The sequence below is a fragment of the Paenibacillus sp. JSM ZJ436 genome (assembly GCF_044383795.1).
Lineage (GTDB): Bacteria > Bacillota > Bacilli > Paenibacillales > Paenibacillaceae > Paenibacillus_AQ > Paenibacillus_AQ algicola.
The window spans coordinates 1-26,276 of the sequence record NZ_JBISEO010000012.1; the positions used below are offsets into that span (position 1 = coordinate 1).

Below are 26,276 nucleotides of genomic sequence, written 5' to 3' on the forward strand. Positions count from 1 at the left end.
TGAATCACGTTTGGTGGTGATGGCGGAAGGGTTCCACGCGTACCCATCCCGAACACGACCGTTAAGCCTTCCAGCGCCGATGGTACTTGGACCGCAGGGTCCCGGGAGAGTAGGACGCCGCCAAGCGTGCATTACATATTCCCTGATAGCTCAGTTGGTAGAGCACTCGACTGTTAATCGAGTTGTCACAGGTTCGAGTCCTGTTCGGGGAGCCACATGGAGAGGTGTCCGAGTTGGTCGAAGGAGCACGATTGGAAATCGTGTAGGCGCCAAAAGCGTCTCGAGGGTTCGAATCCCTCTCTCTCCGCCAGACAGGTTTACATGAAAATAAGGCCCGTTGGTCAAGGGGTTAAGACACCTCCCTTTCACGGAGGTAACAGGGGTTCGAATCCCCTACGGGTCACCACTTTCTTTATATGATATATGGAGGCTTAGCTCAGCTGGGAGAGCATCTGCCTTACAAGCAGAGGGTCGGGGGTTCGATCCCCTCAGCCTCCACCATATAATTTAATGACGCGGGGTGGAGCAGCTCGGTAGCTCGTCGGGCTCATAACCCGAAGGCCGCAGGTTCAAATCCTGCCCCCGCAACCAATTATATCGCATAGCGATTATACCTCATGGAACTGTGGTGTAGAGGCCTAACATGCCTGCCTGTCACGCAGGAGATCGCGGGTTCGAATCCCGTCAGTTCCGCCATCTTTGAACAGCTCCAGGGATGAGAATCCGATATTGGGTTCGTCGGAGCATACTCTTCGGAAGCATAAGCTTCGCAGTCTCGAACGAAGAGAGAGTATCCCGTCAGTTCCGCCATCTTTGAACAGCTCCAGGGATGAGAATCCCGTGAGATTTATTGGGACAAGCTCCCGTATTTTTTTTGCTTGTATGAGCCATTAGCTCAGTTGGTAGAGCACCTGACTTTTAATCAGGGTGTCGAAGGTTCGAGTCCTTCATGGCTCACCACAATATTTTATTTGCGGACGTGGCTCAGCGGTAGAGCATCGCCTTGCCAAGGCGAGGGTCGCGGGTTCGATTCCCGTCGTCCGCTCCATAAGTCCCCTTAGCTCAGCTGGATAGAGCGTTTGACTACGAATCAAAAGGTCGGGAGTTCGAATCTCTCAGGGGACGCCATTTAATGAACTCAAACTTCCAATTGGAAGTTTTTTTGTTTTGTAGGAATTTTCGAATTCTTTACCTGAGCGTGCCGTTATAATATAGGCTGTATTGCTGAAGGGGGCAGAGTTATGTTTGTCCAGATCTTTTTAGGAATATTCTGGATATGTATAGGCGTGGGCCACTTTCTGAAATGGAATAAGCTTAGAAGCTCACGAATGAAAGACCATGTTAGAGCTGAAGCCATTCCCTCTTACCAACGAGGATTGGCCTTACCTAGTGTGTGCCTTGGTCTGATCTTTAGAAATATTTTTATTAAATTCATCTCATCAACAAAATGCTTGTCACACCTTCAAGCACTATGATATAATATTTCTATCGCTTTCGGGACGTAGCTCAGCTTGGTAGAGCACCTGGTTTGGGACCAGGGGGTCGCATGTTCAAATCGTGTCGTCCCGATTTTTGAAGTGAGAGAAGAACTGTGCATCTTGTCGATGTACAGTTCTTTTCTGTCTATACCTCTGTTACGCTGTTGCATATTTGACAGATTTTGCGGTCAAACTATAAAAAAACAACGGACAGAAGGGGATTACTTTGGACATTTTTCAAATCCGAAAATTGTGGAGAAAGCGTTGGAAGCGCTGGAGAAGAGCGATATGGACTTGCTCGTTGTTCATTGGGATTGGTCTGCTGGCTTTTTCGGGAAATCAACTGACCGAGCGTATGAAGGAGCTGCTAACACAGGACACCCACCCGGCTCCCGTTGCTCTGGAAACACTTTTGCAGCTTCAGATCGACCCGGAAGCAGAACAGCAGGTAGATTTCGCTGAAGCACAGCAGCAATTCATGAAGACACTGAATGAGAACCAAGGCCAGATGCAGGTGCATCTAAGAACGGTTTATGTTTGCGGTGTCGAGGAGAAAAGCCTGGGACTGCATAGCGCTGATGGAATTTACACAATCATGAATCAAAACCCGGCTTTGAGGGGCAGCTTTGATTCGGAGGGTGAAGTGTGGCTGGAGGAGGCTGTTGCCGACGATTTATCTCCTTCTTGTAAAGAACAGGCTTACATCAGTGTGGATCAGGAGGGTAACCTGACGCTTTTTGACGGTCCACCGGAGAAGGATAAGGTAATCCAAACCTTTTTCCAGCTTGATATTGGATCTATGGAGTCGTCATTGCCAGTGGATGTGGTCAGGCAGCTGCAGCATGGTATCCGGGTACAGGATATAGAGGAGTACAACAGCGTGCTGTCTACGTTCAGTGATTATGCCAGGGATTTAGCGGAGGATGGTATGAAAGCACATTAATGAATGCCATAGATGATCTATCCTGAAAAGGATGGATCTTTTTTTGTGTCATAGCCGATGTAGAATGTTCTTGAAATGAGCAAAGTTTTCCTCAACGCAGGGCGTAAGTTTTGTTATAATGGAATAACGATACATATGTTCGCTTCAAGGGAGAGGTTAGGTTTGCGTATTATGGGAATAGACCCTGGCATAGCTATTGTCGGGTTCGGATTTGTAGATAAGGCCGGAAGCAAGCTGACGCCGGTGCAGTATGGGAGCATCCAGACGAAGGCGCATACTCCTGAAGAGGAACGTTTGCATCACGTATATGAAGGCATGGTTCAGCTGATTGATCAATATAAGCCGGATGCGGTCGCTTTTGAGAAGCTGTTTTTTAATCGGAATGTCACGAATGCGATGGCGGTTTCACAGGCTCGCGGCGTCTTGATTCTGGCTGCAGTCCAGCGCGGGCTGCCTATAGGAGAGTATACCCCGATGCAGGTCAAGCAGGCGATTGTCGGATATGGTAAGGCCGAGAAGAAGCAGGTTCAGGAAATGGTCCGAATGTTCCTCAAGCTTCAGACTGTCCCGAAGCCGGACGATGTCGCGGATGCTTTGGCGGTGGCGATCTGCCATGCCCATTCCTCTACGTTGAATTCTAAATTGAATGAGGTATTGCGAAAATGATTGATTTTTTACGCGGCCAGGTCGCTCATCTGGAAAATGAATATATTGTGCTGGACGTCCATGGCGTCGGCTATCGGGTGTTCTGCCCCAATCCCTTTGCCTTTGCGAAGCAGGAGGGCGAGGTCACGGTGTTTACGCACCATCATGTGCGGGAGGATGCCATTCTGCTGTATGGCTTTTCTACCCGGGAAGAGCAGCGGCTGTTTCGCAAGCTAATTGAGGTCTCAGGGATTGGACCACGGGTTGCGCTCGGTATTTTGGGTGGAGGGTCGCCAGATCATCTGGTGTCTGCCATTTATCAGGAGAACATCTCCTTCTTAATCAAGCTGCCAGGGATCGGAAAGAAGACGGCCCAGCGCATGATTCTGGATTTGAAAGACAAGCTTGAGGGCTTCCAATCGACCGTCGTTAATACCGGGCTGTTTGCGATGCCTGAAGAGACTGCGGGCGAAGCCGGCTACTGGCCGGAGGCACGAGAAGGCCTTAAGGCGCTGGGCTACACGGATGGGGAGCTGGATAAAGTATGGCAGCAGCTTAAAGCTCAGGCAGAGGGGGCATCGGTAGATGTCCTCATGAAAAAAGCGCTCCAGTTGTTATATGCAGGTTAAAGCTTCACATACAGGAAGGGAGTGTTGAAGGGTGGATGACCGAATCATCACGGCAAACCTAATGATGGAAGACCAGGCGGTCGAGCTCAGTCTCCGTCCTCGCTATCTCGCCGAATACATTGGCCAGAACCAAGTGAAGGAGAACCTCAAGATTTATATCGAGGCGGCCAAAATGCGCAAGGAAGCGCTGGATCATGTACTGCTGTACGGACCCCCAGGGCTTGGTAAAACGACATTATCTAATATTATTGCGAATGAGCTGGGCGTAAGTCTCCGAACGACCTCTGGACCTGCCATTGAGCGCCCGGGGGATCTCGCGGCTCTGCTGACCAATCTGCAGGAAGGCGATGTGCTCTTCATTGATGAGATTCACCGGCTGCACCGAACGGTAGAAGAGGTGCTGTATCCGGCGATGGAGGATTTTGCCCTGGATATTATGATTGGCAAGGGTCCCAGTGCGCGATCCGTCCGGCTGGACCTGCCTCCATTTACGCTTATTGGTGCCACAACACGCGCTGGACTCCTGTCGGCTCCGCTTCGAGACCGTTTCGGCGTAGTCAGCAGACTGGAATTCTACACTGTGGATGAGCTTAGCTATATTGTGTCCCGGGCTGCCGATATATTAAATGTAGAAATTGTGGGAGAAGCCTCGAACGAAATTGCGCTGCGTTCCCGGGGTACACCGAGGATTGCGAACCGCTTGCTTAAGCGCGTGCGGGATTACGCCCAGGTTCGCGGGGACGGGATGATCACACCGGACATGGCCCAAGAAGCGCTTAAGATGCTTCAGGTGGATCCGATGGGGCTGGATATGATTGATCACAAAATGCTTCATGCTATGATCCACAGCTTCCGGGGAGGGCCGGTAGGCCTGGATACGATTGCTGCAACGATCGGGGAAGAAAGCCAGACCATTGAAGATGTGTATGAGCCTTATCTGCTGCAGATCGGATTTCTACAGCGGACGCCGCGGGGAAGAATGGTCACACCGGCCGGTTACGGCCATCTCGGTATTCCGTATCCACAGGATCGGCGCTAGATAGTTAAAGTTCAAGGAGGACATGGGATAATGAGCAGGAGTAACTGGAAAGTAAGAGCGCTGAAGGCTGCGCTAAGAATCATGCTGGCCGGTGCAGTCATGAGTACAGTCTGGACGGCAGCCCCTCAAGCACAGGTGCAGGCTGCCAGCATGGACAGCATCCGTGTCGCCTTGTTTCTGGATTTGGGGAGCAAATATAAATCAACGGTCCCGGCCGTAACGATCAGCTCGCAGGAGGCGTTGACAGCATCCTTTGTTACCCCTAATGCTAATATCCAGGCTGCTGCGCTTAACGCCGGAGAGCAGACTCGCCTTAGCAGCAATTCTTACCGTGTTAAGGTGATGGAATCCAAGGATTGGACAGTTATCGCGGAAGCCGTAAAGAAGCTGCAGGCAACCGTTGATAAGCCTGTAGTGTTCAGCTCCTATACCGAGCAAGGAAAAGTCTACCAGCTGTATACAGGAATGTATGCTTCAGAGCAGGCAGCCAAGGAAGCGGCGGCAAGAACCGCACTGGCTGCAGCAGTGTATCTCAAGGGCCAAATTCCGTCTGCAAAAGGCAGCATGCACCTGACGACAGGTCCTCTTGCTTCAGAAGCTGATGCAGAAGCGATGGTACGTGCCCTGCAGTATAATGGAGTAGATGCATTTAAGGCTATCGTTCCTGCCGGAGAAGGTGTGAGCTATGAAGCCTGGGCGGGTGAGGCTGTAAATGAAGCTGAGCTCAGTGCGCTCCAGAGCTCGGTCTCGAAGACGGCTATCACCATGGTGCCGTCAGGAAACCATCCCGTTGGCCTGATCCTGCGGGAGGATGCAGGGCTGGATGCGGCTGCACCGCAAAGTATGGTGCATTACATGATATCAGGCCCCGGCTCCAAGCTGTGGCTTGCTGGCACAGGGGCTGGAATAAACGTCAAGGAGCGTTCCGGAAGAACCTACCGCGGCAGCATGGAGGCCGGCAGCAAGAATGGGCAGCTGTATCTCGTAAATACGGTGCCGTTTGAACAATATTTGTACTCGGTGGTGGGAGCAGAGGTTCCTTCCAGCTGGTCTATGGAGGCGCTTAAGGCACAGGCTGTGGCTGCTCGAAGCTATGCCCTGTATCAGGGGCTGCGATTTGAGGTGGCGCATGTTGTAGACACCGTATTGACACAAGCCTATAACGGGATTAGCTCAGAGGCTGAACGAACGACAGCAGCGGTTAACGCTACAGCGGGGGAAGTCCTGATGAGCGGCGGCAGTATTGTTGAAGCGGTTTTTTCATCCAATAGCGGAGGTGTCACGGCCGATCCTTCTGAGGTGTGGAACAGCGGCAACAATCTCTTCGCAGCGGTAGAAAGTCCGGGCGATGCTTCAGCGCAGGCAGCGCTGAAGAAATGGTATGCCATTTTGCTGCCGAGCGGACAGACGGGATACGTGCGTGAAGATAATGTGAAGGAAACGGGAAGCACGCTGTCCGGCTTGAAAACGATGACGGTCACGGCGAATTCCACCAACGTCCGGCCACTTCCGATGATTCAGTCTTCAGTGCAGCCATTGACTCAAATGAATCCGGGTCAGACTGCCATCGTTCTGGATATCGTCTCTGAATCCGGCAGCTACGACTGGGTGCGAGGACCCTTTACGTCGGAGCAGCTGCTGGGAAGTCTCAAGGGCAGGACGTCCACATCTTTGCCTTCCGTTATTACATCGTTGGAGGTTACAGGTCGGGGGCCTTCCGGAAGAGTGACGGAGCTGACCTTGAACGGCCAGGCTTTAAAGGTCAGCTATCCGGATATGTTCCGCTCGGCGCTGGGAGGCTTGCCAAGCACAATGTTTGATATTGAGCCAACCGGCAGTTATACTGTATTGGGCGCAAACGGCGCTGCTTCCGCTTCAAGCTCTACGCCGCTGACCATTCTTGGTGCAGATCAGGCGAAGCGACCGGCAGCAGCCGGTATGATTATTATGAACGGAGCCGGTAAATCCCGCGCTTTGGAGAGCGGCCAGGGATTTCGTTTTGTAGGCAAGGGCAATGGCCATGGATTGGGCCTCTCTCAATGGGGAGCAAAGGGCATGGCGGATGAAGGGTATGATTACAAACAGATTTTGCAACACTATTACCGCAATACCACTATAGTTAAGGACTGACTGACATGAATGTCGATGCATATGATTTCGAGCTTCCGGAGGAGCTAATTGCGCAGACGCCTTTACTGGAGCGCAGCTCTTCCCGGCTGCTTACTTTGAATAAAGAAACGGGAGAAACCACCCATGAGCATTTCTCAAGTATCCTTGAACAACTGAGACCGGGCGATACCTTGGTACTGAATGATACGAAGGTTATTCCGGCGCGGCTGTTTGGCGTGAAGGAGGATACGGCAGCGAAGGCTGAAGTGCTGCTGCTGAAAAATTTGTCAGGTGATACCTGGGAAGCGCTCGTCAAGCCGGGCAAAAAGCTGAAGACCGGAAGCGTCATCGTGTTCGGAGACGGGCAGCTGCGGGCGACGATCGAATCGGAGGGAGATATGGGGGCGCGTACGCTCACCTTTTCCTATGAGGGGATTTTTCAGGAGATTCTGGATGCCTTGGGACAAATGCCGCTTCCTCCTTATATTAAAGAGAAGCTGGAGGATAAAGACCGGTATCAGACAGTATATGCGAAGAACGAAGGCTCCGCTGCCGCTCCGACCGCAGGGCTTCATTTTACAGAAGAACTGCTTCAGAATATTCGCAGCAAGGGAGTCGATATTGCTTTTATAACGCTGCATGTGGGTCTGGGTACCTTCCGTCCGATGTCTGTCGAGCGGGTCGAAGACCATGTGATGCACGAAGAGTACTACATGATCTCCTCGGAAACAGCTGCTATATTGAATGAGACGAAGGCGCGGGGCGGTAGAGTGGTGGCGGTCGGGACAACCTCCTGTCGCACTCTGGAAACGGCCGGAAATCAGTTCAAGGGACAGCCGCTGGAGGAATGCAGCGGCTGGACCGATATTTTTATATACCCCGGCTATGAATTTCAGGTTGTGGATGCACTCATTACGAACTTCCATCTGCCGAAATCCACGCTGGTTATGCTGGTCAGTGCGCTGGCAGGAAGAGATCATATTATGGCCGCTTACAAGGAAGCGGTAGAGCAGCAATACCGTTTCTTCAGCTTCGGTGATGCGATGTTTATTTTTTAACTCGGAGGTTTTGTCAAACATGACAGCAGCAGTGACATACGAACATATTAAAACTTGCAAGCAATCGGGGGCCAGACTGGGACGGGTACATACTCCCCACGGCGTAATCGATACCCCGACCTTTATGCCTGTGGGTACGCTGGCGACGGTAAAGACCATGAGCCCGGAAGAGCTAAAGGCCATGGAGGCCCAGATTATATTAAGCAATACGTATCATCTGTTTCTGCGACCGGGACATGACATCGTTCAGGCAGCGGGCGGACTCCACAAATTCATGAATTGGGATCGGCCGATCCTAACAGACAGCGGTGGCTTCCAGGTGTTCAGCCTGGCAGAAATGCGAAAGATTACAGAGGAGGGCGTACATTTCCGCTCCCATCTGAATGGAGACAAGCTGTTTCTGTCCCCGGAGGTCGCGATGGAAATCCAGAACGCTCTGGGATCAGACATTATGATGGCATTTGATGAATGCCCTCCGTTTCCAGCCGAGTACGAATATGTCAAGAAATCCACAGAGCGGACCTCCCGCTGGGCGGAAAGATGCCTTAAGAGCCATGCCAGACCGCAGGATCAGGCACTATTTGCTATCGTTCAGGGGGGCATGCACGAAGACCTCCGCGTACAGAGCGCCCGGGATTTGACTTCCATGGATTTCCCGGGTTATGCTATTGGTGGACTTAGTGTGGGAGAATCCAAGCAATTGATGTATGAAGTGTTGGATTACACCGTGCCCCTGCTGCCAGAGAACAAGCCCCGCTACCTGATGGGTGTCGGCTCGCCTGATGCGCTGCTGGAAGGCTCGATCCGGGGTGTGGATATGTTCGACTGCGTGCTTCCGACGCGGATCGCCCGCAACGGGACGACCATGACAAGCCAAGGCCGTCTTGTCGTTCGCAATGCACAGTACGCAAGGGACTTTGGGCCGCTGGATCCGGAGTGTGGCTGCTATACATGCCGTAACTACTCTCGTGCCTATCTCCGCCATTTAATCAAGAGTGACGAGACGTTCGGGCTTCGCCTGACGACGTATCACAATCTTCACTTCCTGATTAATCTGATGAAGAATGTGCGGCAGAGTATTATGGAAGACCGTTTGCTGGATTTCCGCGATGAGTTTTTTGACAAATACGGTCTGCATAACAACGAAAAAGGATTTTAAGAGGTTACCATCATGGATGGTCCATGAAGGGGGGGAAAGATATGTTTCAATTAGCAAGTGGAGAAACGGCTCAAGGTGGGTTGATCGGCTTGATTCTGCCTTTCGTGTTGATGTTTGTGATCTTTTACTTCCTGTTGATTCGTCCTCAGCAGAAGAAGCAGAAGACCCGCAACGCAATGCTTAGCGCATTGAAGAAGGGGGATAAGGTCGTAACGATCGGAGGCCTTCACGGAACGATTGTAGAGATTACGGATGATATCGTGGTCTTGAAGGTGAATGACGTCACGAAGCTTACTTTTGACCGGAGCTCCATCAGCCACAGTGTAAGTCAGGCTTCGGAGGCGTAAGTCTCGGCCCAAATCGGGCAAAGATGACCTGCTCTGTAGGCACTAAAAAAGCTGTTCCGCTGCTAATCAGCAATGGAACAGCTTTTTTGTCATAGGTTCAGGTATGCAGGATACAAGAAAAGGTCTTCTAGAAGCCTGTCTCAAGCAGCCTTGCTTGACTTCTTAAGAACAGGAAGGTCGGTGGATTTGGAATACGTAACTCTGCCCAGATACAGGCCCATTGCCGTTGCAAACGAAGCCAGTGTAACTCCCGCAAGCATGTCGGAGATCCAGTGGATGCCCATATAAAAAATTGTAAAGATAATAATAAGTGCGCTTCCTCCAGTGATCCAGGCCCAGCGCCGATTACCGGACTGGAAGGCGAGCAGCGCCATGGTAACGGATAAGGAGGTATGCAGGCTCGGGAAGCAATTGTTCAGGCCGGATAACGGGCGGTAAACGGCTTCAAAGTCAGGAAACACTGCTAGCATGTGAAAGGTGACACCTGCTGGTGCGTAGGACCATACCTCATCGACAGGAAACAGCAGAAAGAACGGAATGGCCAGCGCATAATTGAACAAAATAGCATAGCAGGCCGCGTAGAGCAAAGGCTTGTTCTGCTGAATGAGATAAACGCCGAGTGATCCGATGATGATTGCCTGGAAGACAAGAACATAGAAAAATGCAAGCACATGCGTAAGCCAGGGGGCATAGAACAGATCCTGAATCTGCCTCACGACTTGCCCCTCCAAGCGGAATAGCAACGGTGTAAAATCATAATGGACCGGATATTTCATTTCAAATTTGAGCTCTAGCTTATTCAGCACAAGAATGCCCAGCATAGAAAGGAATAGGAGGAGAAACCGGATATTCGTCATGAATTCTCTGAGCAGCGCATACAGCGCTTTGAATGGGTTAGCCAGCGTCCCTAGCCACAGCAGCACAATAACATTCAGCGTCGTGAACAAGGTAATGGTAACCATGGATTGGTACAGCACGGTAAAACAAAGGCCCCCTCTTATTTTATGTAAGACAGCGCCTTTAAGTTTATCACAAAACTCAACCATAGAATTAACATTTTATTTACGGAGGTTTACACCAAACATTCCGCCTAAAGCTCCCGCTCCGATGACGATACCAAGCAGGGTCATATCACTGGCCGAGATGAAGCTGTTCAGAGCCAAGAAGCCAATGATCAAAAGGAGAATTCCATAGAGCAGTCCTGTGACCAGCCCATAGTACCAGCCCTTGCTTCCGGAGCGCCTGCCGCTCGCCATACCTCCGAACCACGCCGCTGCTCCATGGACTACGAAGGTATAGAGGCTCAAGTCCTCCTCAGATAGGCTGCTTGCCCACAGCAGCATGGAAAGTGCAAAAGCTCCTGTGAGCATCCAAATGAACGCATGCAGCAGTCCCGACAAAATGGGGTTCGTAATGCGCAGCGTGATTAAACGCCGGATGGACTCCAATATAACCGCCCCTTTCATTAACAGTATTGGTTGTAATTCATTGTATGGCCAAGCCCCTGCAGATAGTACAAATAAACAGTTTACATGATTACCATTAATTGAACACGGCCCTTCGAATGGAAAGTTCTCTTCCAGGTCAGAATAGCAGTACCTTAGCAGCGTCTATTGCAGGCAGGGAGGGCATTTCATGTTTAAGGATGTATTTGGAAATCCTATTGTCGTGTTAATTTTACGAACCATGCTGATGTATGGCGTAACTTTTCTCATGATGCGGATTATGGGGAAAAGAGAGATCGGCAAGCTGTCCATTTTTGATCTCGTCATTTCTATTATGATTGCTGAAATTGCGGTGGTTGTTATTGAAGATGTCAGCAAACCGCTCCATGAAGGGCTGATTCCTATTGTGGTGCTGGTCCTCGTCCAGGTGCTGCTGGCTTTCTGGGGATTGAATAACCGAAAGGTGAGGCAGATTTTTGACGGCAAGCCGAGTGTCATTATATCGAATGGAAAGCTGAACCGTAAGGAAATGAGCAAGCTCCGGTATAACCTCGATGACCTGATGCAGCAGCTGAGAGGTAAGGATGTTGATAGCTTGGCTGATGTGGAATTTGCGGTATTGGAAACCAGCGGACAGCTAACGGTCATTCAAAAGGACGATAGTTCATCTTCACCATCCTCTTCCCAAGACAAGGAAAGCAGCAAAGAAACGGGGACTTCAGCAGGCAACCGCCGCAAGACAGGATACAAGGAGGAGCCGGTTCCTATCCCGTATGAAAAAATCAAGTATCAGGGTCTGCCCGTCCCGCTCATTATGGATGGCAAGGTGCAGGATGAGAACCTGAGCATGGTGGATAAGAACCGGTTCTGGCTGAAAAATGAAATACGAAAGCATGGAGTGCGCGATTTCAAAGATATTTTCTTATGCTCACTTGATCATAAAGGAAGAATTTACATTGATACCAAGGATAAATAGTGCTGTCGTTTAGAAGCGCAGAAACCATTTGCCAAAGACAGGCATACGGGAAAGATCGCGGGCTGTCACTAAACGTGTAGCAAAAACCGCAGCCGTATACAGTATCACACTGACTCCTGCTGCACAGATAAACTGGAGCCATGGCCGTTCGGTGAAGGGCAGATGCAAATAACTATACAGCAAGCCTGCCCCCATCATCAGCATGACAGCAAGGGTCTTCACATAATCAAGCCATTTAAAACGGAAGCCGATCATTCTGGACACGCTGATGCTGTGCAGCAAGGTGACGGTGATGCTGTTGACAATAATGGCAATGACAGCTCCATGAATGCCGAATTCCGGATTAGAGGACAGGTATAGAATGAGCCCCAGCTTGATACAAGCCCCGATTAGCGTGTTGATTAATGCCTTGCCTGGACGGTCCAGGGCCTGTAGCGCAGCCTGCAGGGGAGCCTGTACATAAAGAAATAAAGCAAAGGGCGCCATTAGCTGAAGCATCCCGGCAATGTCTGCATTATCGTAAAGCAATAGACATAACGGCTCCGCGAGCACGTACATAATGACAGCAAAGGGCGCACCCGTCACCATCGCCAGCCTCAGCGCCTGATTCATGCGTTTATGGATCAGTGGGCGGTCGTTACGGGCAGCAGCCTCTGATAGAGACGGAACCAGCGCAACCGCGAGTGACATTGTAATTGCCCCTGGCAGCAGCAGCAGCGGTATAATCATTCCCTGCAGGGCACCATACTGCGCCGTGGCAGCCGCCGTGGCGATGCCTGCAAGGGCGAGGCTTCTGGCCGTGATGATAGACTCCAGCAAGTAAGATAACGAACCGACCATTCTTCCGCCCGTAACAGGTAGTGCTATGCCGAGGAGTCGGGACAGCAGGCTTCGCTTGCTCGGTGTATCGACCGAGGACTGCCCGGTGATGCTCTGGACAGGCGGGGTCATATTCGGCAGTCGCTGCTGCTCCTTGCTGTACTGCCACAAAAGCACGAACATACCGAGCAGCTCCCCGACGGCTGTGCCGAGCATCGCCCCGGCTGCGCCGAAGGCCAGCCCTTTGGGCATCAGCAGATGAGCAAACCACAGCATACAAACAATTCGGACAACGGTCTCAATGATGGATGAAGAGGCAGAAGGGACCATATTTTGCTTGCCTTGAAAATAACCCCGGTATACGGCTGAGACCGCAATAATGATCATCATGGGTGTCATGCTGACAAAGGTGTAATAGACACGCTCATCCGGCAGAATAACCTGCGTAATCCAAGGCGCGAGCCATAGGCTGATGCCCATAAAAATTGTACCGAGCGTCAAGGTGAGGATCAGGCTGACACGGAGGATCTGCTGGGAGCGGGCGGTTTGGCCGGCGCCTTCGGCCTCCGCTACCATTTTTGCAATAGCAAGCGGGATGCCGCCTGTAATCAAAGTCACGAGTACGATGAAAAAAGGATACCCGAGCTGATAGATACCGACTCCTTCAGGACCGATAATCCGGGGCAGCGCAATCCGTGGTATAAAACCGAGAAGTCGGTTCAGAATCCCGGCTGTCAGCAGGATGATCGTTCCTTTAATAAATGACTGCTTGTTCAAGGCATAATCCAACTCCTCGGCTTCTATCATGAAATGGATGTGTTGTATAGGATATGCCTGACCTGTCCCAACTCATGACATGACTTTTTTTGAAAGGACGGAGGTAAGAAAAAGAAGGAATCCCTTACTGGCAGTCGAATGTGTTAAGGTATTACAACATGAACAAGGGGGGCTGAGCCGGTATGGATAAGGAGCCGTTTGAGAACGAGGAATGGGTACAAGCCCTAAACATGATTTGCGAAAGCAAAGCCGAAGAAATGCGATTGATCGGGTATGAGCAGGTGACGGCTGATGATATCTGGCGCTGTGTCAGCAGTAAATATGAGAAGACCGGTATCCCGCCGCTGCATAAGCTGGTGAATGACGTCTTGTCGCTAAAGGCGACAGCGCTGATGAATTACATGACCATTGCCGCATATAAGGGATCTCCTTTTCAATACTGAGAGGCAGGTCTCTTTGCTGTGACGAGAGGCCGGCGGCGAGGCTTGCGACAAATTTTGATAAATTGACTGAGTTTTGGCGCATGGCTATAATAGGAATATTGAGACAAAAGGGGGAACTAGGGACGGCATGAAAAGAATCATCAGTTTCATCGCTACCGTGCTCGTGGTTACCGGAATCATGATATTCACGAGTCCGGGATTGGTTCAAGACGTCCGATTGGGTCTGGATCTTAAGGGCGGCTTTGAAATCCTGTACGAAGCAGAGCCATTGGCAGAGGGGCAGGAAGTAACTCCCGAATCTCTCCAGGAAACCGCCAAGAGCCTGCAGAAGCGTGCAGACGCAATAGGCACGACGGAGCCGGAGATTACGACGGAGGGAAGCAACCGGATTCGCCTAAAGGTTCCGGGAGTGGCGAACGAGGAAGAGATTCGCAAGACGATGAAGGAACCGGCTAATTTAACGTTCCGCAGTAATGACGGCTGCGCTGAAGGCGAGGAATTTTGCAAAATTGAGCTTCGCGGCGACGATTTTGTGGAAAATGCAGCCTCGATCGGCGTAGACGGCCTGAATCAGCCTGTCGTGAATATTCAAGTCAAGGACAAGGCTAAATTTGCTGAGATTACGCAGCGGCTGCTTGGAAAGCAGCTGGCGATTTATTTGGATGACACCTTGCTGTCTGCTCCAACGGTACAAGCTGTGCTGACCGACGGCAATGCTATGATTACCGGGTCAGAATCAAGAGAAGAGGCTCAGCAGCTTCGTGACACCGTTAACCTGGGTGCCTTGCCGCTGAAGCTGACCGAGAAGTATTCCCAAAGCGTGGGGGCAACCCTAGGAATGGAATCTTTGAACAAGACGCTCCAAGCTGGCTTGATCGCTTCCGCGATTATTCTGCTGTTCATGGTTATCATTTACCGGATTCCGGGACTGATCGCCAGCTTTGCGCTCATTGTCCATACCTGGCTGCTCATTCTCATCTTCGTGCTGGCAGATTTCACGCTGACGCTGCCCGGCATTGCAGCCTTTATTCTCGGGATCGGGATGGCCGTGGATGCCAACATTATTACTTTTGAACGGATTCGTGAAGAAATGCGCAGTGGCAAGAGTATTTCCTCCGCTGTTAAGGCTGGCGGCAAATCCTCCTTCCGCACCATTATCGATTCCAACGTCACTACGATTATCGTGGCTGCCGTGATGTTTGCCTTCGGCACAGGATCCGTAAAGGGCTTTGCGATTGTGCTCATTCTTGAAATTATTGTGAGTATTGCTACGAACGTATACTTCTCCCGCTTCCTGCTGAACCTCCTAGTCAAAATAGGCTGGGCAAGCAAGCCGGGCCAGTTTGGTGTAAAGGAGAGTGAGATACGTGCGCTTTGAAAATTTTGATTTTGTACGGTTAAGCCGATATTTTTATATGTTTTCCATTGCACTGACCGTGGCGGGCCTGATCTTCCTGTCCGTATTCAACTTGAATTACGGCGTTGATTTCCGTTCCGGATCGAACGTGGACGTGACGACAGAGAAAAGCCTCACCGAGGCACAGCTGCAGCCGATCGTGGATGGACTTGATGTCGGTGATCAGACGACGATTACACCGGGTTCAGACCGTATTAATATCCGCTTTAGTGAGGTGCTGTCAGAGCAGCAGGATGCTGCTTTGAAAGCAGGCATTCTACAGCTGGACGCCAGTGCTTCCTTTGAGGTTAACACGGTTGATCCGGAGATGGCCAGGGAGCTGGGCCGAAATGCGATTTATGCGGTGCTGCTGTCGTGTATCGGGATCATTATCTATGTCAGCATCCGCTTTGAATGGCGCTTTGCTGTAGCGGCAATTGTTGCATTGCTCCATGATGCTTTTGTTGTGGTCAGCGTATTCTCCATTCTGCGGCTGGAGGTGGATGTCACCTTCATTATCGCGGTCCTGACCATTATCGGTTACTCCATTAACGATACCATCGTGATCTTTGACCGGATTCGCGAGAATCTGAGGTTCGCCAAAATCAAGAAACACAGCGATCTGGTGGACCTGGTCAATAAAAGTGTAGCGCAGACGTTCAAGCGCTCCATTTACACGGCCCTGACCGTGCTGATTGCGGCACTGCTCATGCTCATGATGGGCGGAGAGTCGATCCGCATGTTCTCGCTCGCGATCGTGATTGGTCTCTTGTTCGGTGCTTATTCTTCTATTTTCATCGCGAGTCCGCTGTGGCTGCTGCTGAAAGGGAAGAATGTGAACAAGCCCAAAGCACCAAAGCCTTCCACCTCGGAGGTCTAGATATTTCTCTTTCTGAAGCTGAAGGCGTAGTCAACTCTGTAAAGCTCAATACCATAAGACAGAAAGCCGTGTCGCAGGCGACGCGGCTTTCTAAGTTACCGGCTGGTAAATACCAAGGCAAAAGTATATCCAAGGAGGGGCCTTAGGTGAACAATGTTCAGGTGCAGCGCGGCAGCAAAGCGGTGAGCGTGGCTGTAGCTTGTGACTTTACCCTCGCTCTGGTTAAAGGAGCAGCGGGAATGTTCCTGGGCAGCCTGGCGCTCATGGCAGATAGTCTGCATACGGCGGCTAAGGGAGTAACGCTATGGAAAACCGGCGTCGCGGAGGGAGCGCGGTCCAAGGGAAACCGTGCAGGGAAACGCATGGAGTCTTATGAAGTGACAATGCTTCTGATTCCACTTGTCTTGATTACATTAGCGCTCTTTATGGTCTACAATCGTGTAGGACAGCTATGGAGCGGCCGCCCTGAAGCTCCGGACAGCTTCACGCTTATTATTGTGCTGGCAGCGCTACTCCTCAATGAAGCGGTCTTTCGCTATCATGCCGGCAGGAGCAGGGCCAACAGCCCGCTGCTGCAGGCTCATACCCGGAATCATCGGGCAGGCATTTATTCCTCACTCCTTGTCATTGCGGGTGCGGGCCTGACCTTGGCAGGGGAGTACGGCGAGGTCCCTGTCTTGCTGTATTGTGATCTGGCAGCGTCTTTGATGGTCTATGCTCTTGTCATTTGGAGAGGCTTGAAGCTGCTTAGAGAGGCGATATATAAAGAGGACATCCTGGTGGAGGCTTTATGTGAAGATCACGGGATGGACTATGTAGAGACCATCCAACGCGTGTATGGCGTCATTACCGTAGAGGAGCTAAAGGTGCAGCCTCTGGGATCAACTCAGATCCAGCTGGAGGTCAAAGTCAGCGTGAATCCTCTAATTACAGTGATTGAGGCACATGAAATTGCCGATCGTGCGTCGCGGCTGCTGCAGCAGCGGTTTCCCCAGGTTACCAAGATCCAGATGATCACGGCACCTTACGAAACGGGATATCCTTATAAATCGAATATGGACTTAAATGATAATAACCTGCCGACATTGCCGCAATAAATAACATCCGCTGTGAAAGCATAAAGCAGGCAGGGAAGAAAGGTGAAGACAATCGTGCTGTACCCCAAGTATGAATGGCGGGTGCCCCCGCCGAATCAAGAAGCAGCCCGAAGGCTGGCCGAGGAACTGTCCATCTCTCCGCTGACCGCTTCATTGATGGCGGTCCGCGGGATCGAGAGCATAGAAGCTGCAGAGCAGTTTCTGCATGGCTCCGCTCAGCACAGCCATGATCCTATGCTATTGCATGGGATGGAGCAGGCTGTGCCTCGAATAAGAAAAGCACTTCAGGAGCAGGAGCATATTCTCATCTACGGCGATTATGATGCAGATGGCGTGTCCAGCACTACGCTGATGATTCAGCTTATGCGCCATCTCGAGGCATCCTATGATATATATATCCCGCATCGTTCGAACGAGGGCTATGGTCTTCATAATCATGCGATTGATTGGGCATACCAGCAGGGAGTATCCCTGATCATTACAGTAGATACCGGAATTAGTGCCGTCGAGCAGATTGCATATGCAAACCGCCTTGGTATAGATGTTATTGTCACTGACCATCATGAGCCTCCGGAGGTGCTGCCAGACGCTTACGCATTGATTAACCCCAAGCTGCGACACTGTCGCTATCCTTTCAAGGGCCTTGCGGGAGTAGGCGTAGCATACAAGCTGGCACAGGCTCTGGTAGAGGACCCGCCGGAGGAATGGCTTCAGATTGTTGCCATCGGTACAATTGCGGATTTAATGCCATTGCTGGAGGAGAACCGGATGCTGGTACGCCAAGGTCTGGAATCCATGCGGACGACGCGCTATGAAGGTCTTCGTTCCTTGCTTTCGGTGAGCGGCATTGATGTTCCTCAGGTGACATCGGTTCATATCGCCTTTTCGGTGGCTCCTCGCATTAATGCCGCCGGCCGGATGGATCATGCTGGCAAGGCAGTGACCCTGCTGACGACCTCAAACCGCGAAGACGCAGAGCGACTGGCCTGGGAGCTCGATGCTTTGAATAAAAAGCGTCAGCAGACGGTAGATGACATCGCTGATGAAGCGCTGGGGCTGGTCCAATCCAGGTTTAGCCCGGAACAGCTGCCGCCGGTGCTTGTCGTTGCAGGTGAAGGCTGGAACGTAGGTGTCGTCGGCATTGTAGCCTCCAGGCTGCTGGAGAAGTTTTACCGTCCAGTCATTGTGCTGGGGATTGATCCGGAATCCGGCCAGTGTAAGGGCTCCGCCCGTTCGATCCCGGGCTTGGATATTTATGAGGCACTGCATCACTGCAAGGATGTCCTGGAGCATTTCGGAGGTCATCCCGCAGCAGCTGGCATGAGTTTGCACCGGGACCGGCTGCCAATGCTGGAAGAAGGGCTATGGAGCTTTGCGAAGCAGGTACTGACTGACGATCACCTGATTCCCGTACAGCAGGCGGATCTGGAATGCTCCATCAGTGAGATTACTTTGGCGGGTCTGGACGAGCTGGAGCTGTTGGGTCCCTATGGTATGTCCAATACGGTTCCTAAGATGGTTTTTCGAGAGGTTACGGTCATCGAGGCCCGAAAAATGGGCAAGGAAAGCCGGCATCTCCGCCTTCGACTGCAGCAGGAACAAGGCGTACTTGAAGCTGTTGGCTTCGGCTACGGCCATCTGGCTGACGTGCTTCCCTCTGGAACCTCAATCAGTGTACTGGGAGAAATGTCAGTCAACGAATGGAACGGTAGCCGAAAACCGCAGCTTCTGATTCAGGATCTGGCTGTCCCGCAGAAGCAGGTATTTGATCTGCGGAATACGGCAGAACCGATTCGAGAGTTGCAGCGCTTTCGGGCACAATGGGAAAGAGAGCTTCGCTGCCCGGAGCCCCGCTGTGCGGTGGTTATGCAAGAAAGCCGGCTGTCAGAAGTGAAAGAGGAATTGTCTAATCTATCCCTTTGGGTATATGATAGAACAGCCGGATTTCGTCCAGCCAGCTCTCTGGCGAAAGAGAGCCGCCTGGAGGATCTTTCGGTCATGTTCATGGTGGATTTACCGGATTCTTTAGATGAGCTGGATTCATTGCTGGCGGCATTCCGGGATGTTCCCAACATCGTGTTGCTGCATTCGGCTCGGGACCCGCAGGAGCGGCTTCAGGTGCCGACCCGAGAGCAGTTCAAAACGCTCTATGCCGTATTAGCCGGCTTGGGTTCTCGTCCTGCTTCCAGTAAAGATGTCGTGGCTTCAATGAAGAAACACTCTGCTCTGTCGGACGCCATGTTATCTCAGGTGTTGAAGGTGTTTGAGGAGCTGGCATTTATTCAGGTGTCGGAGGGACATATTTATTTCGTGCCCAAGCCGGAGAAGAAGCCGCTGGAAGCTTCGGCTCACTTCAGATCCTTGACCCGTCTGGCCGAGATGGAGCAGTACATGAAATTCGGAAGCGCTGATCAAGTGAGACACTGGATGTACAGCCGTACAGCAGGCGCATCTTAGGTAAAGACAAGCCATTAGAACTGAGATACAGGAGGAGATTGTATTGGATTTCAAGGATTACATTCGCGTTATACCTGACTTTCCCCACGAGGGAATCAGCTTTAAGGACATTACGACCCTGTTAAAGCACGGCGGCGTATACAAGCAAGCGATTGATGAGCTGAAAAAAATGGTAGAGCATCTGCACATTGATGTTATTGCAGGTCCGGAAGCCCGGGGATTTGTTGTCGGTGCGCCGCTGGCTTATGCACTGGGGGTCGGTTTTGCGCCGATCCGTAAGAGCGGAAAGCTGCCTTACGAAACGATTGAAGTAGGCTATGATCTGGAATATGGAAAGGACCAGCTTGCCATGCATATCGATGCCGTCGAGAAAGGACAGAACGTCCTTATCGCCGATGATCTACTTGCTACCGGCGGAACGATTTCGACTTCTGTGAACCTGGTTCGTCAGTTGGGTGGAAACGTCGTAGGAGCTGCTTTTTTGATTGAGCTGTCAGATCTGAACGGACGTGACAAGCTTCCAGACATTGATGTCTACACGCTCATGAACTACTAGAACATGGACCGGGAGTTTCCCGGGAAATAACGAAGGACCCCGAGCTGCACTGCAGTCCGGGGTCCTTTAGATTTATTCGGTTACTTTTTCCGGGAGCGGCTGCTCCTCTGGCTTCTCATTCGAGAGGCCGAGAATATCAAACAGGCGGAACAGGATCGCAAGCAGCATACCTACAATGGTGGACAGTGCCATGCCCTTTAGCTCAACATCGCCAAATCGCAGGGTTACTCCGCTGATGCCGACAACGAGGACGAGCGTGGCAAGAATCATATTGCTGGCCTTGGAGAAATCGACCTTCTTCTCGACAAATATCCGAAGACCGGAGGCTGCGATGACGCCGAACAGCAGTAAGGACACGCCGCCCATCACTGCAGCTGGAATGTTGGCGATGATGGCAGAGAAGGTGCCTGAGAAGGACAGCACGATCGCAATGACAGCCGCGCCGCCAATGACACGAACGGAATATACCTTGGTTAAGGCCATTACGCCGATGTTCTCCCCGTACGTGGTGTTTGGCGTTGATCCGACGAAGCCGGACAGAATGGTTGAAATACCGTTGCCCAGCAGGGAGCGGTGAAGCCCAGGATTCTTGGACAGATCCTTGCCCACAATGTTGCTCGTAACCAGCAGGTGACCGATATGCTCTACAATCACGACGATCGAAACCGGAATAATGGTAAAAATAGCTGCTATATCCCACTCTGGCGTCGTCAACGTAGGCGCGGTAAAGAACGCAGCCTCGGAAATTTTATCAGTCTCTACAAGTCCCAGGTAGAAGGAAAGCGCATAGCCTGATGCAATCCCGATGAGAATATGAATGATCTTGGGGAAGCCCCGGAACAGCACCGAACCCAGCACGGTCACGCCAAGGGTCACCATGGAGACAGTAACGACTTCAGGATTCATGCTCCAGCCTTCCGCCTCTACCGGGTTCGACGGCGGTAACAGCCCCGCCATATTCGCTGCGACCGGAACGAGTTCCAGACCGATCATGGCGATGATTGCCCCCATAACCGCAGGAGGGAAGACGAAATCAATCCATCCGGTGCCGGCATATTTAACGATCAGCGCAATTACGCAGAAGATCACACCTGTAATGATAAAGGCTCCGAGCGCTTTGCCATAGTTGGCGCCTGGATCTCCCATCAGCACCAGACTGACCGGAGCAATAAAGGCGAAGCTTGAGCCCAGATACGCCGGTATCTTTCCTTTACATAACAGAATATAAATCAGGGTGCCGATTCCGTTCATCAGAAGTATCATGCCCGGATCGACGCCAAAGATGTTCGGGACGAGCACTGTACTTCCGAACATAGCGAATAAATGCTGAAGGCTCAGCAGAAAGCCGGGTCCGAAGGGCAGTTTCTCATCTACTTGAATTTCGCGTTGCAAACCAATTCCTCCTCAAGATCTGTTTAACCATAGCTTCATTTCTTTATGATCTTATCTAGAGTATATAGAAATGTTCGTTTTTTCAATCACAATTTTCATATCTGCTCCAATTCATGATAGGTTTGTCATGATATGGATCATACAGGGCTGTGACGCCCTGTATGTACCTGGCTGCTAGTGTTGACGGATACGGCACAAAGCGTCATAATGGAAGGAAAATCATCACGGAAGAACAACCTGCGCGTTTTGACTTGGGCGGGTTTTCGTTTTATATAGAAAGTCATCGTCGCAATCAGAAAGGACTTCTCAATGGGCATAGAGCGATTACTTGAAAAGGCAGGCGCCTATATTAAAGAACCCGATCTTCTTCGAATTCAGGAAGCTTTTGAATTTGCAGAGCAGGCTCATCACGGGCAGATTCGCAAATCGGGAGAACCGTATATTTTACATCCGCTTGCGGTAGCAGACATCGTCGTCAACATGCAGATGGACACGTTGTCTATTATTGCTGCCCTGCTTCATGATGTCGTTGAGGACACGACTGTATCGCTCGAGGAGATCCGGTCGAGGTTCGGCGAGACCTGTGCGATGCTGGTGGATGGACTGACGAAGCTGGAGCGAATTAAATTCGGCTCCAAGGAAGAGCAGCAAAATGAAAACTATCGCAAAATGTTCATAGCCATGGCTCGGGACATTCGCGTGATTGTTATCAAGCTGGCGGACCGGCTGCACAATATGCGCACGCTGAAATACCAGTCGGAGGAAAGCCAGCGGAGAATCTCGCATGAGACCCTGGAGATTTTCTGTCCTATTGCTCATCGTCTCGGGATATCCGCTATTAAATGGGAAATGGAAGATATTGCGCTCCGCTACTTGAACCCTCAGCAGTATTACCGGATTGCCAATCTGATGCACAAGAAGCGGGCTGAACGGGAGCAGTTCATCGACAATGTCATTGAACGGATTGCGGAGAAGCTGGATGAAATGGGAATTCAGGCGGACCTGTCGGGTCGTCCGAAGCATATCTATAGTGTGTTTAACAAGATGTCCGTCAAGAATAAGCAGTTTAATGAAATTTATGATCTGCTGGCCATCCGGATTATCGTAGACAACATCAAGGACTGCTATGCAACCCTGGGCATTATTCACACGCTGTGGAAGCCAATGCCGGGGCGCTTTAAAGATTATATCGCCATGCCGAAGGCGAATATGTACCAGTCTCTGCACACCACCGTAGTGGGTCCGAACGGAGAGCCGACAGAGGTACAGATTCGGACGCTGGAAATGCATCGTACCGCAGAGTTCGGGATCGCGGCTCACTGGGCATATAAGGAAGGCTCGGCGGCGGCTAATTTTGATAACAAAATTACGTTCTTCCGCGAGATTCTGGAGCTTCAGCATGAGGCGAAGGATGCTTCGGAGTTTGTCGAATCACTCAAAATGGACTTTTTCTCAGATCTCGTCTTTGTGTTTACGCCTAAAGGGGAGGTCATTGAGCTGCCTGCTGGCTCCGTCCCGCTGGACTTTGCGTACCGCATTCATACCGAGGTTGGAAACCGGACGATCGGGGCGAAGGTGAATGGCAGAATTGTCCCGCTGGATCATCAGCTGAAGACCGGCGATATTGTCGAGATTTTAACCTCAAAGCACTCTTATGGCCCGAGCCAGGATTGGCTGAAGATTGCCCAGTCCTCCCACGCCAAGAGTAAGATCAAGCAATGGTTCAAGAAAGAGAAGCGCGAAGAAAATGTTGAAAAGGGCCGGGACCTGCTGGAACGGGAAATGAAACGGCAGGGTCTGGAGGCTTCTGAATTTCTGAGTGATGACAAGCTGATGGATGCGGCGAGAAAGTTTGCCTTCAACGATATCGAAGACATGCTGTCTGCCGTCGGATTTGGAGGCATTACGGCCGCCCAGATTACGACCAAGCTCACCGAGAAGCTTCGCAAGGAGCAGGAGGAGGCGAACCAGATTGGGCTGACCTCCGAGATGAAGGAGATCAAGGCGCCCGAGAAGCGCAGCCGTCCTACCAATGGCGTTACGGTTAAAGGCATTGACAATTTACTGGTGCGCTTCGCCAGGTGCTGCAACCCGGTGCCAGGCGATGAAATCATCGGCTATGTGACGCGCGGCCGCGGGGTATCTGTGCACCGGGCAGACTGCTCGAACATTCCTGCTACTGGTGATGGGGAAGATGCGGCACGTGTGATTGAGGTCGAGTGGGAATCAACGGTGGAAGCTAGCTACAGCGTAGATATTGAAGTTACGGGACATGACCGCAATGGTCTGCTAAATGAAGTACTGCAGGCAGTATCTGAGAGCAAGACAAATATTTCGGCAGTGACCGGCCGATCGGACAAGAACAAGATGGCCATGATTCATATGACCATTCTGATTCGCAACACGGACCATCTTCAATCGGTGGTGGAGCGGATTAAGCGTGTGAAGGATGTGTACACCGTCCATCGGATTATGCAGTGACTTGACCAGGGGGAACAGGCATGAAGGTTGTCATTCAAAGATGCAAGCATGCCCGGGTCGTTGTCGGTGAACAGGTTACCGGCGAAATCGGGCAGGGACTCATGGTGCTCGTGGGTGTTACCCATGAGGATGAGACAAAGGATGCCGTTTATTTGGCGGAAAAGGTAGCAGGACTGCGGATTTTTGAGGACGATGATCACAAAATGAACCTGAGTGTGCAGGATATGGGCGGCTCCATTCTGTCGGTGTCTCAGTTTACATTGTATGGTGACTCCCGAAAAGGCAAGCGGCCCAGCTTTATGGCGGCTGCGAGGCCGGAGGCGGCGCAGAAGCTGTACGAGCTGTTTAATGCTGAGCTCAGAAGCAGAGGGCTTAGCGTGGAAACCGGAATTTTTGGAGCGGATATGGATGTGTCCCTTACGAATTGGGGACCGGTGACGCTGATCTTAGACAGTCGCAGTTAAGATGAGTCTTGGAAGAATCGGCAGCAGTAGGTATAGTGCGGGGAAGACAGGGGCATGCTGTGTAGAAGCACTTTTATGTAAAAAGGAGCATCTCATGCGGCATTCACCTCAATTTCTGCATAGCAAGCAGTCAGCTTTAGGGATGACATCCGGTATGCACGAGGCTTTACACATACATCGCCTGCTGCATGCCCCCGCCCAGCCCGGAGGCCCGGATCAACGAGCAAGCGGGAAAGACCTGTTGATCCGAAGGTAAACAACTAGTCATCCCTGAAGCAGCAAACGGCAGATCAAGCTGATCCACGGTATATGTAATGAAGAAATAAAACCGCTCTTTTTTAGATGGTGGCTTAGTCACTTGCCATCTAACCCAAGAGCGGTTTATTTATATTGTCTGATCGTTAAGGATGAAATTTGGAGCAACAGCGAGCGCAGGAACGTTCTTACGCGAAAATGATCTTGTGGAATAGCTCTTTTTCATCCTTCGGGGATGCATTGTCATGTTAGAAAATGGAGGGATGCGGGTAATAGGAAGCAAGGAAAGCGTTACAATCACAGCGATAATCCTAGTTGATCCTAAAGGAGGAATTTATGATGTCCAAGCATCTCCAAGCCTATTTCAGATCTGAAGACGAAGCAGAAAGCGCTAAAACAACGCTTTTAACCTACAAGACCGATCAGCTTGAAGTCAGTGAGCTGCAAGAAACAGTGGGACGCCGGGTTGATATCCTGGTGCCGCTAATTCCATTCGGTACTTCTAACGCCGGCAGTAACACAACTGGAACAGGCTACGCTGGCGGATATACGGCAGGCGCGGGTGCGGCTGTCAACGTACAGGGTGTGCCTGAGGATCGTGACCGTGAGGATCTTCCTGTGGGGGATAAGGACGGACATGCAGACGATTACCGTGAGGCTGATCTGGATGACGTTGATTTCGATGAGCTTAAATATGTGCTGACAGCGAAGGTCAGCGATGCTGATTATGATCAGATCGTGCACAAGCTGCGCTCCAACCACGCTTTCATCGAGAAATTTGAGAACGAATAGTATGCTTTGGGATAAAGCCGTCAGCAATGGCGGCTTTTTTGCTGTCTTTCATGATATCCTTACAATATAGCAGCGCTTTCACCACTGTAATATAACTGTAATATGAGTTACATGTTCTGATAATATATGCGGTTTATAATAACAGCATGACCCCCTTTTAATATACTCTTTTGGACCTGCGATATGAGATCGCAGGTTTTTTTTTGAGCTTTTGCAACCTCTATCGATTCATTTCGTCAGGAATTTCTTGACTTTAACGTGGCGGTTCATTACAATCTTAAAATATAATGTTTAGGCAACACTGTAGAGAACAGGGTTGCATGTCATAATGATTTGATGACGGGACCAAGTAATCCATCCCCACATGATCAGAGAGAAATCCCTCCAGGCTGCAAGGATTTCCGTGATGAATGGACGAATGACTTCCCCGAGAACAGACGGCGAAATGCTTGCTGCAAGCAAGAGTAGCTGCTCTGCGCAGGCCGGGCGTTATCCGGATGAGCGAAGAATCCAGATGCAGTATGAGGGATTTTTCGGAATGTGGGTGGTACCACGGGTGATTTAATTGATGACAATCTCTCGTCCCTGTTGTTGTTTGTTACAACGGGGCGGGGGATTTTTTGATTTCTAGAGAACAGA

24 protein-coding genes, 10 tRNA genes and 1 rRNA gene are annotated in these 26,276 nt (G+C 51.0%); 30 read left to right on the forward strand and 5 right to left on the reverse strand.

Annotated elements, in window-relative coordinates:
* The first annotated feature begins 9 nt into the window (after positions 1 to 9).
* From rrf to yajC, 19 genes are all read left to right on the forward strand, one after another.
* Positions 10 to 126 (forward strand): 5S ribosomal RNA (rrf, locus tag ACH6EH_RS14820).
* 13 nt (positions 127 to 139) lie between these two features.
* A tRNA-Asn gene (locus tag ACH6EH_RS14825) sits at positions 140 to 215 on the forward strand.
* Positions 216 to 218: 3 nt separating this feature from the next.
* A tRNA-Ser gene (locus tag ACH6EH_RS14830) sits at positions 219 to 310 on the forward strand.
* A gap of 21 nt (positions 311 to 331) precedes the next feature.
* Positions 332 to 406, forward strand: a tRNA-Glu gene (locus ACH6EH_RS14835).
* A gap of 19 nt (positions 407 to 425) precedes the next feature.
* A tRNA-Val gene (locus ACH6EH_RS14840) sits at positions 426 to 501 on the forward strand.
* 13 nt (positions 502 to 514) lie between these two features.
* A tRNA-Met gene (locus ACH6EH_RS14845) sits at positions 515 to 591 on the forward strand.
* Between the two features lie 28 nt (positions 592 to 619).
* Positions 620 to 696, forward strand: a tRNA-Asp gene (locus ACH6EH_RS14850).
* Between the two features lie 188 nt (positions 697 to 884).
* A tRNA-Lys gene (locus ACH6EH_RS14855) sits at positions 885 to 960 on the forward strand.
* Between the two features lie 13 nt (positions 961 to 973).
* Positions 974 to 1,048, forward strand: a tRNA-Gly gene (locus ACH6EH_RS14860).
* A gap of 3 nt (positions 1,049 to 1,051) precedes the next feature.
* Positions 1,052 to 1,128: transfer RNA gene (locus ACH6EH_RS14865), tRNA-Arg, on the forward strand.
* A gap of 367 nt (positions 1,129 to 1,495) precedes the next feature.
* A tRNA-Pro gene (locus ACH6EH_RS14870) sits at positions 1,496 to 1,569 on the forward strand.
* 159 nt (positions 1,570 to 1,728) lie between these two features.
* Positions 1,729 to 2,421 (forward strand): BofC C-terminal domain-containing protein, encoded by a 693-nt coding sequence (locus tag ACH6EH_RS14875; RefSeq protein ID WP_397332902.1) that lies wholly within the window; start codon positions 1,729 to 1,731, stop codon positions 2,419 to 2,421.
* A 162-nt stretch (positions 2,422 to 2,583) separates the two neighbouring features.
* Positions 2,584 to 3,087 carry a crossover junction endodeoxyribonuclease RuvC gene (gene ruvC, locus ACH6EH_RS14880; protein ID WP_138225088.1) on the forward strand — a complete coding sequence of 168 codons (504 nt, stop codon included), beginning with the start codon at positions 2,584 to 2,586 and terminating at the stop codon, positions 3,085 to 3,087.
* Complete coding sequence (ruvA, locus tag ACH6EH_RS14885) at positions 3,084 to 3,695, forward strand: Holliday junction branch migration protein RuvA (protein WP_138225089.1); 612 nt, start codon at positions 3,084 to 3,086, stop codon at positions 3,693 to 3,695. Before ruvC ends, ruvA begins: the two co-directional genes overlap by 4 nt.
* 31 nt (positions 3,696 to 3,726) lie before the next feature.
* Positions 3,727 to 4,734: a Holliday junction branch migration DNA helicase RuvB gene (gene ruvB / locus ACH6EH_RS14890; RefSeq protein ID WP_138225090.1), complete on the forward strand. Its 1,008-nt coding sequence runs from the start codon at positions 3,727 to 3,729 to the stop codon at positions 4,732 to 4,734.
* Between the two features lie 30 nt (positions 4,735 to 4,764).
* Positions 4,765 to 6,864 carry a SpoIID/LytB domain-containing protein gene (locus ACH6EH_RS14895; RefSeq protein ID WP_397332903.1) on the forward strand — a complete coding sequence of 700 codons (2,100 nt, stop codon included), beginning with the start codon at positions 4,765 to 4,767 and terminating at the stop codon, positions 6,862 to 6,864.
* Between the two features lie 5 nt (positions 6,865 to 6,869).
* The gene (gene queA / locus ACH6EH_RS14900; RefSeq protein WP_208202996.1) at positions 6,870 to 7,901 is read left to right on the forward strand and encodes a tRNA preQ1(34) S-adenosylmethionine ribosyltransferase-isomerase QueA; all 1,032 of its coding nucleotides are present in this window, start codon (positions 6,870 to 6,872) and stop codon (positions 7,899 to 7,901) included.
* A gap of 19 nt (positions 7,902 to 7,920) precedes the next feature.
* Positions 7,921 to 9,060 carry a tRNA guanosine(34) transglycosylase Tgt gene (gene tgt / locus ACH6EH_RS14905; protein ID WP_397332904.1) on the forward strand — a complete coding sequence of 380 codons (1,140 nt, stop codon included), beginning with the start codon at positions 7,921 to 7,923 and terminating at the stop codon, positions 9,058 to 9,060.
* 41 nt (positions 9,061 to 9,101) lie between these two features.
* Positions 9,102 to 9,407, forward strand: a complete 306-nt coding sequence (gene yajC, locus ACH6EH_RS14910) for a preprotein translocase subunit YajC (RefSeq protein WP_138225094.1) — start codon at positions 9,102 to 9,104, stop codon at positions 9,405 to 9,407.
* A 140-nt stretch (positions 9,408 to 9,547) separates the two neighbouring features.
* Here yajC and ACH6EH_RS14915 read toward each other — a convergent pair whose 3' ends face one another.
* On the reverse strand, positions 9,548 to 10,384 hold the full coding sequence (locus tag ACH6EH_RS14915; RefSeq protein WP_397332905.1) for a phosphatase PAP2 family protein: 837 nt from the start codon (positions 10,382 to 10,384) through the stop codon (positions 9,548 to 9,550).
* An 81-nt stretch (positions 10,385 to 10,465) separates the two neighbouring features.
* Complete coding sequence (locus ACH6EH_RS14920; RefSeq protein WP_397332906.1) at positions 10,466 to 10,855, reverse strand: TIGR04086 family membrane protein; 390 nt, start codon at positions 10,853 to 10,855, stop codon at positions 10,466 to 10,468.
* A 187-nt stretch (positions 10,856 to 11,042) separates the two neighbouring features.
* Here ACH6EH_RS14920 and ACH6EH_RS14925 point away from each other — a divergent pair, with 187 nt between their 5' ends.
* A complete protein-coding gene (locus ACH6EH_RS14925) occupies positions 11,043 to 11,828 on the forward strand; it encodes a YetF domain-containing protein (RefSeq protein WP_208202994.1) in 786 nt (261 codons plus the stop codon).
* 9 nt (positions 11,829 to 11,837) lie between these two features.
* On the opposite strand, the gene spoVB is transcribed toward ACH6EH_RS14925, so the two are convergent.
* The gene (spoVB, locus tag ACH6EH_RS14930; protein WP_397332956.1) at positions 11,838 to 13,424 is read right to left on the reverse strand and encodes a stage V sporulation protein B; all 1,587 of its coding nucleotides are present in this window, start codon (positions 13,422 to 13,424) and stop codon (positions 11,838 to 11,840) included.
* A gap of 182 nt (positions 13,425 to 13,606) precedes the next feature.
* Here spoVB and ACH6EH_RS14935 point away from each other — a divergent pair, with 182 nt between their 5' ends.
* The 6 genes from ACH6EH_RS14935 to ACH6EH_RS14960 all read left to right on the forward strand — a co-directional run bounded on the left by ACH6EH_RS14935 (position 13,607) and on the right by ACH6EH_RS14960 (position 20,253).
* Complete coding sequence (locus ACH6EH_RS14935; protein WP_138225098.1) at positions 13,607 to 13,867, forward strand: post-transcriptional regulator; 261 nt, start codon at positions 13,607 to 13,609, stop codon at positions 13,865 to 13,867.
* 127 nt (positions 13,868 to 13,994) lie between these two features.
* A complete protein-coding gene (gene secD / locus ACH6EH_RS14940; RefSeq protein WP_397332907.1) occupies positions 13,995 to 15,245 on the forward strand; it encodes a protein translocase subunit SecD in 1,251 nt (416 codons plus the stop codon).
* The gene (secF, locus tag ACH6EH_RS14945) at positions 15,235 to 16,143 is read left to right on the forward strand and encodes a protein translocase subunit SecF (protein ID WP_397332908.1); all 909 of its coding nucleotides are present in this window, start codon (positions 15,235 to 15,237) and stop codon (positions 16,141 to 16,143) included. The genes secD and secF overlap by 11 nt, the downstream gene beginning before the upstream one ends.
* Positions 16,144 to 16,289: 146 nt before the next feature.
* Entirely contained in the window at positions 16,290 to 17,240 is a 951-nt protein-coding gene (locus ACH6EH_RS14950) for a cation diffusion facilitator family transporter (RefSeq protein WP_397332909.1), read from the forward strand.
* 54 nt (positions 17,241 to 17,294) lie between these two features.
* Complete coding sequence (gene recJ, locus ACH6EH_RS14955; RefSeq protein ID WP_397332957.1) at positions 17,295 to 19,697, forward strand: single-stranded-DNA-specific exonuclease RecJ; 2,403 nt, start codon at positions 17,295 to 17,297, stop codon at positions 19,695 to 19,697.
* A gap of 43 nt (positions 19,698 to 19,740) precedes the next feature.
* Positions 19,741 to 20,253: an adenine phosphoribosyltransferase gene (locus ACH6EH_RS14960; protein ID WP_397332910.1), complete on the forward strand. Its 513-nt coding sequence runs from the start codon at positions 19,741 to 19,743 to the stop codon at positions 20,251 to 20,253.
* A gap of 72 nt (positions 20,254 to 20,325) precedes the next feature.
* Here the strand turns inward: ACH6EH_RS14960 and uraA are convergent, their stop codons facing one another.
* Entirely contained in the window at positions 20,326 to 21,645 is a 1,320-nt protein-coding gene (gene uraA, locus ACH6EH_RS14965; RefSeq protein WP_397332911.1) for a uracil permease, read from the reverse strand.
* A gap of 309 nt (positions 21,646 to 21,954) precedes the next feature.
* Between uraA and ACH6EH_RS14970 the strand changes: the two genes are divergently transcribed.
* Positions 21,955 to 24,126 carry a RelA/SpoT family protein gene (locus ACH6EH_RS14970; RefSeq protein ID WP_138225104.1) on the forward strand — a complete coding sequence of 724 codons (2,172 nt, stop codon included), beginning with the start codon at positions 21,955 to 21,957 and terminating at the stop codon, positions 24,124 to 24,126.
* A gap of 20 nt (positions 24,127 to 24,146) precedes the next feature.
* Positions 24,147 to 24,590, forward strand: coding sequence for a D-aminoacyl-tRNA deacylase (gene dtd / locus ACH6EH_RS14975; protein ID WP_138225105.1), 444 nt, complete (start codon positions 24,147 to 24,149; stop codon positions 24,588 to 24,590).
* 166 nt (positions 24,591 to 24,756) lie between these two features.
* On the opposite strand, the gene ACH6EH_RS14980 is transcribed toward dtd, so the two are convergent.
* Positions 24,757 to 24,948 (reverse strand): hypothetical protein, encoded by a 192-nt coding sequence (locus ACH6EH_RS14980; protein WP_397332912.1) that lies wholly within the window; start codon positions 24,946 to 24,948, stop codon positions 24,757 to 24,759.
* Between the two features lie 233 nt (positions 24,949 to 25,181).
* On the opposite strand from ACH6EH_RS14980, the gene ACH6EH_RS14985 reads away from it, so the two are divergent.
* Both ACH6EH_RS14985 and ACH6EH_RS14990 read left to right on the forward strand, forming a co-directional pair.
* Positions 25,182 to 25,637: a hypothetical protein gene (locus ACH6EH_RS14985; protein ID WP_397332913.1), complete on the forward strand. Its 456-nt coding sequence runs from the start codon at positions 25,182 to 25,184 to the stop codon at positions 25,635 to 25,637.
* Between the two features lie 364 nt (positions 25,638 to 26,001).
* Positions 26,002 to 26,202, forward strand: a complete 201-nt coding sequence (locus tag ACH6EH_RS14990) for a hypothetical protein (RefSeq protein ID WP_397332914.1) — start codon at positions 26,002 to 26,004, stop codon at positions 26,200 to 26,202.
* The last annotated feature ends 74 nt before the right edge of the window (positions 26,203 to 26,276 follow it).

What these genes read in the sequence shown, in the direction of transcription:
- secD (WP_397332907.1), top strand. Translation starts at nt 13,995, where the DNA reads ATGAAAAGAATCATCAGTTTCATCGCTACCGTGCTCGTGGTTACCGGA.
- yajC (WP_138225094.1), top strand. Translation starts at nt 9,102, where the DNA reads ATGTTTCAATTAGCAAGTGGAGAAACGGCTCAAGGTGGGTTGATCGGC.
- queA (WP_208202996.1), top strand. Translation starts at nt 6,870, where the DNA reads ATGAATGTCGATGCATATGATTTCGAGCTTCCGGAGGAGCTAATTGCG.
- ruvA (WP_138225089.1), top strand. Translation starts at nt 3,084, where the DNA reads ATGATTGATTTTTTACGCGGCCAGGTCGCTCATCTGGAAAATGAATAT.
- tgt (WP_397332904.1), top strand. Translation starts at nt 7,921, where the DNA reads ATGACAGCAGCAGTGACATACGAACATATTAAAACTTGCAAGCAATCG.
- ACH6EH_RS14985 (WP_397332913.1), top strand. Translation starts at nt 25,182, where the DNA reads ATGATGTCCAAGCATCTCCAAGCCTATTTCAGATCTGAAGACGAAGCA.
- ACH6EH_RS14925 (WP_208202994.1), top strand. Translation starts at nt 11,043, where the DNA reads ATGTTTAAGGATGTATTTGGAAATCCTATTGTCGTGTTAATTTTACGA.
- ACH6EH_RS14935 (WP_138225098.1), top strand. Translation starts at nt 13,607, where the DNA reads ATGGATAAGGAGCCGTTTGAGAACGAGGAATGGGTACAAGCCCTAAAC.
- dtd (WP_138225105.1), top strand. Translation starts at nt 24,147, where the DNA reads ATGAAGGTTGTCATTCAAAGATGCAAGCATGCCCGGGTCGTTGTCGGT.
- ACH6EH_RS14970 (WP_138225104.1), top strand. Translation starts at nt 21,955, where the DNA reads ATGGGCATAGAGCGATTACTTGAAAAGGCAGGCGCCTATATTAAAGAA.
- ACH6EH_RS14895 (WP_397332903.1), top strand. Translation starts at nt 4,765, where the DNA reads ATGAGCAGGAGTAACTGGAAAGTAAGAGCGCTGAAGGCTGCGCTAAGA.
- ACH6EH_RS14990 (WP_397332914.1), top strand. Translation starts at nt 26,002, where the DNA reads ATGATCAGAGAGAAATCCCTCCAGGCTGCAAGGATTTCCGTGATGAAT.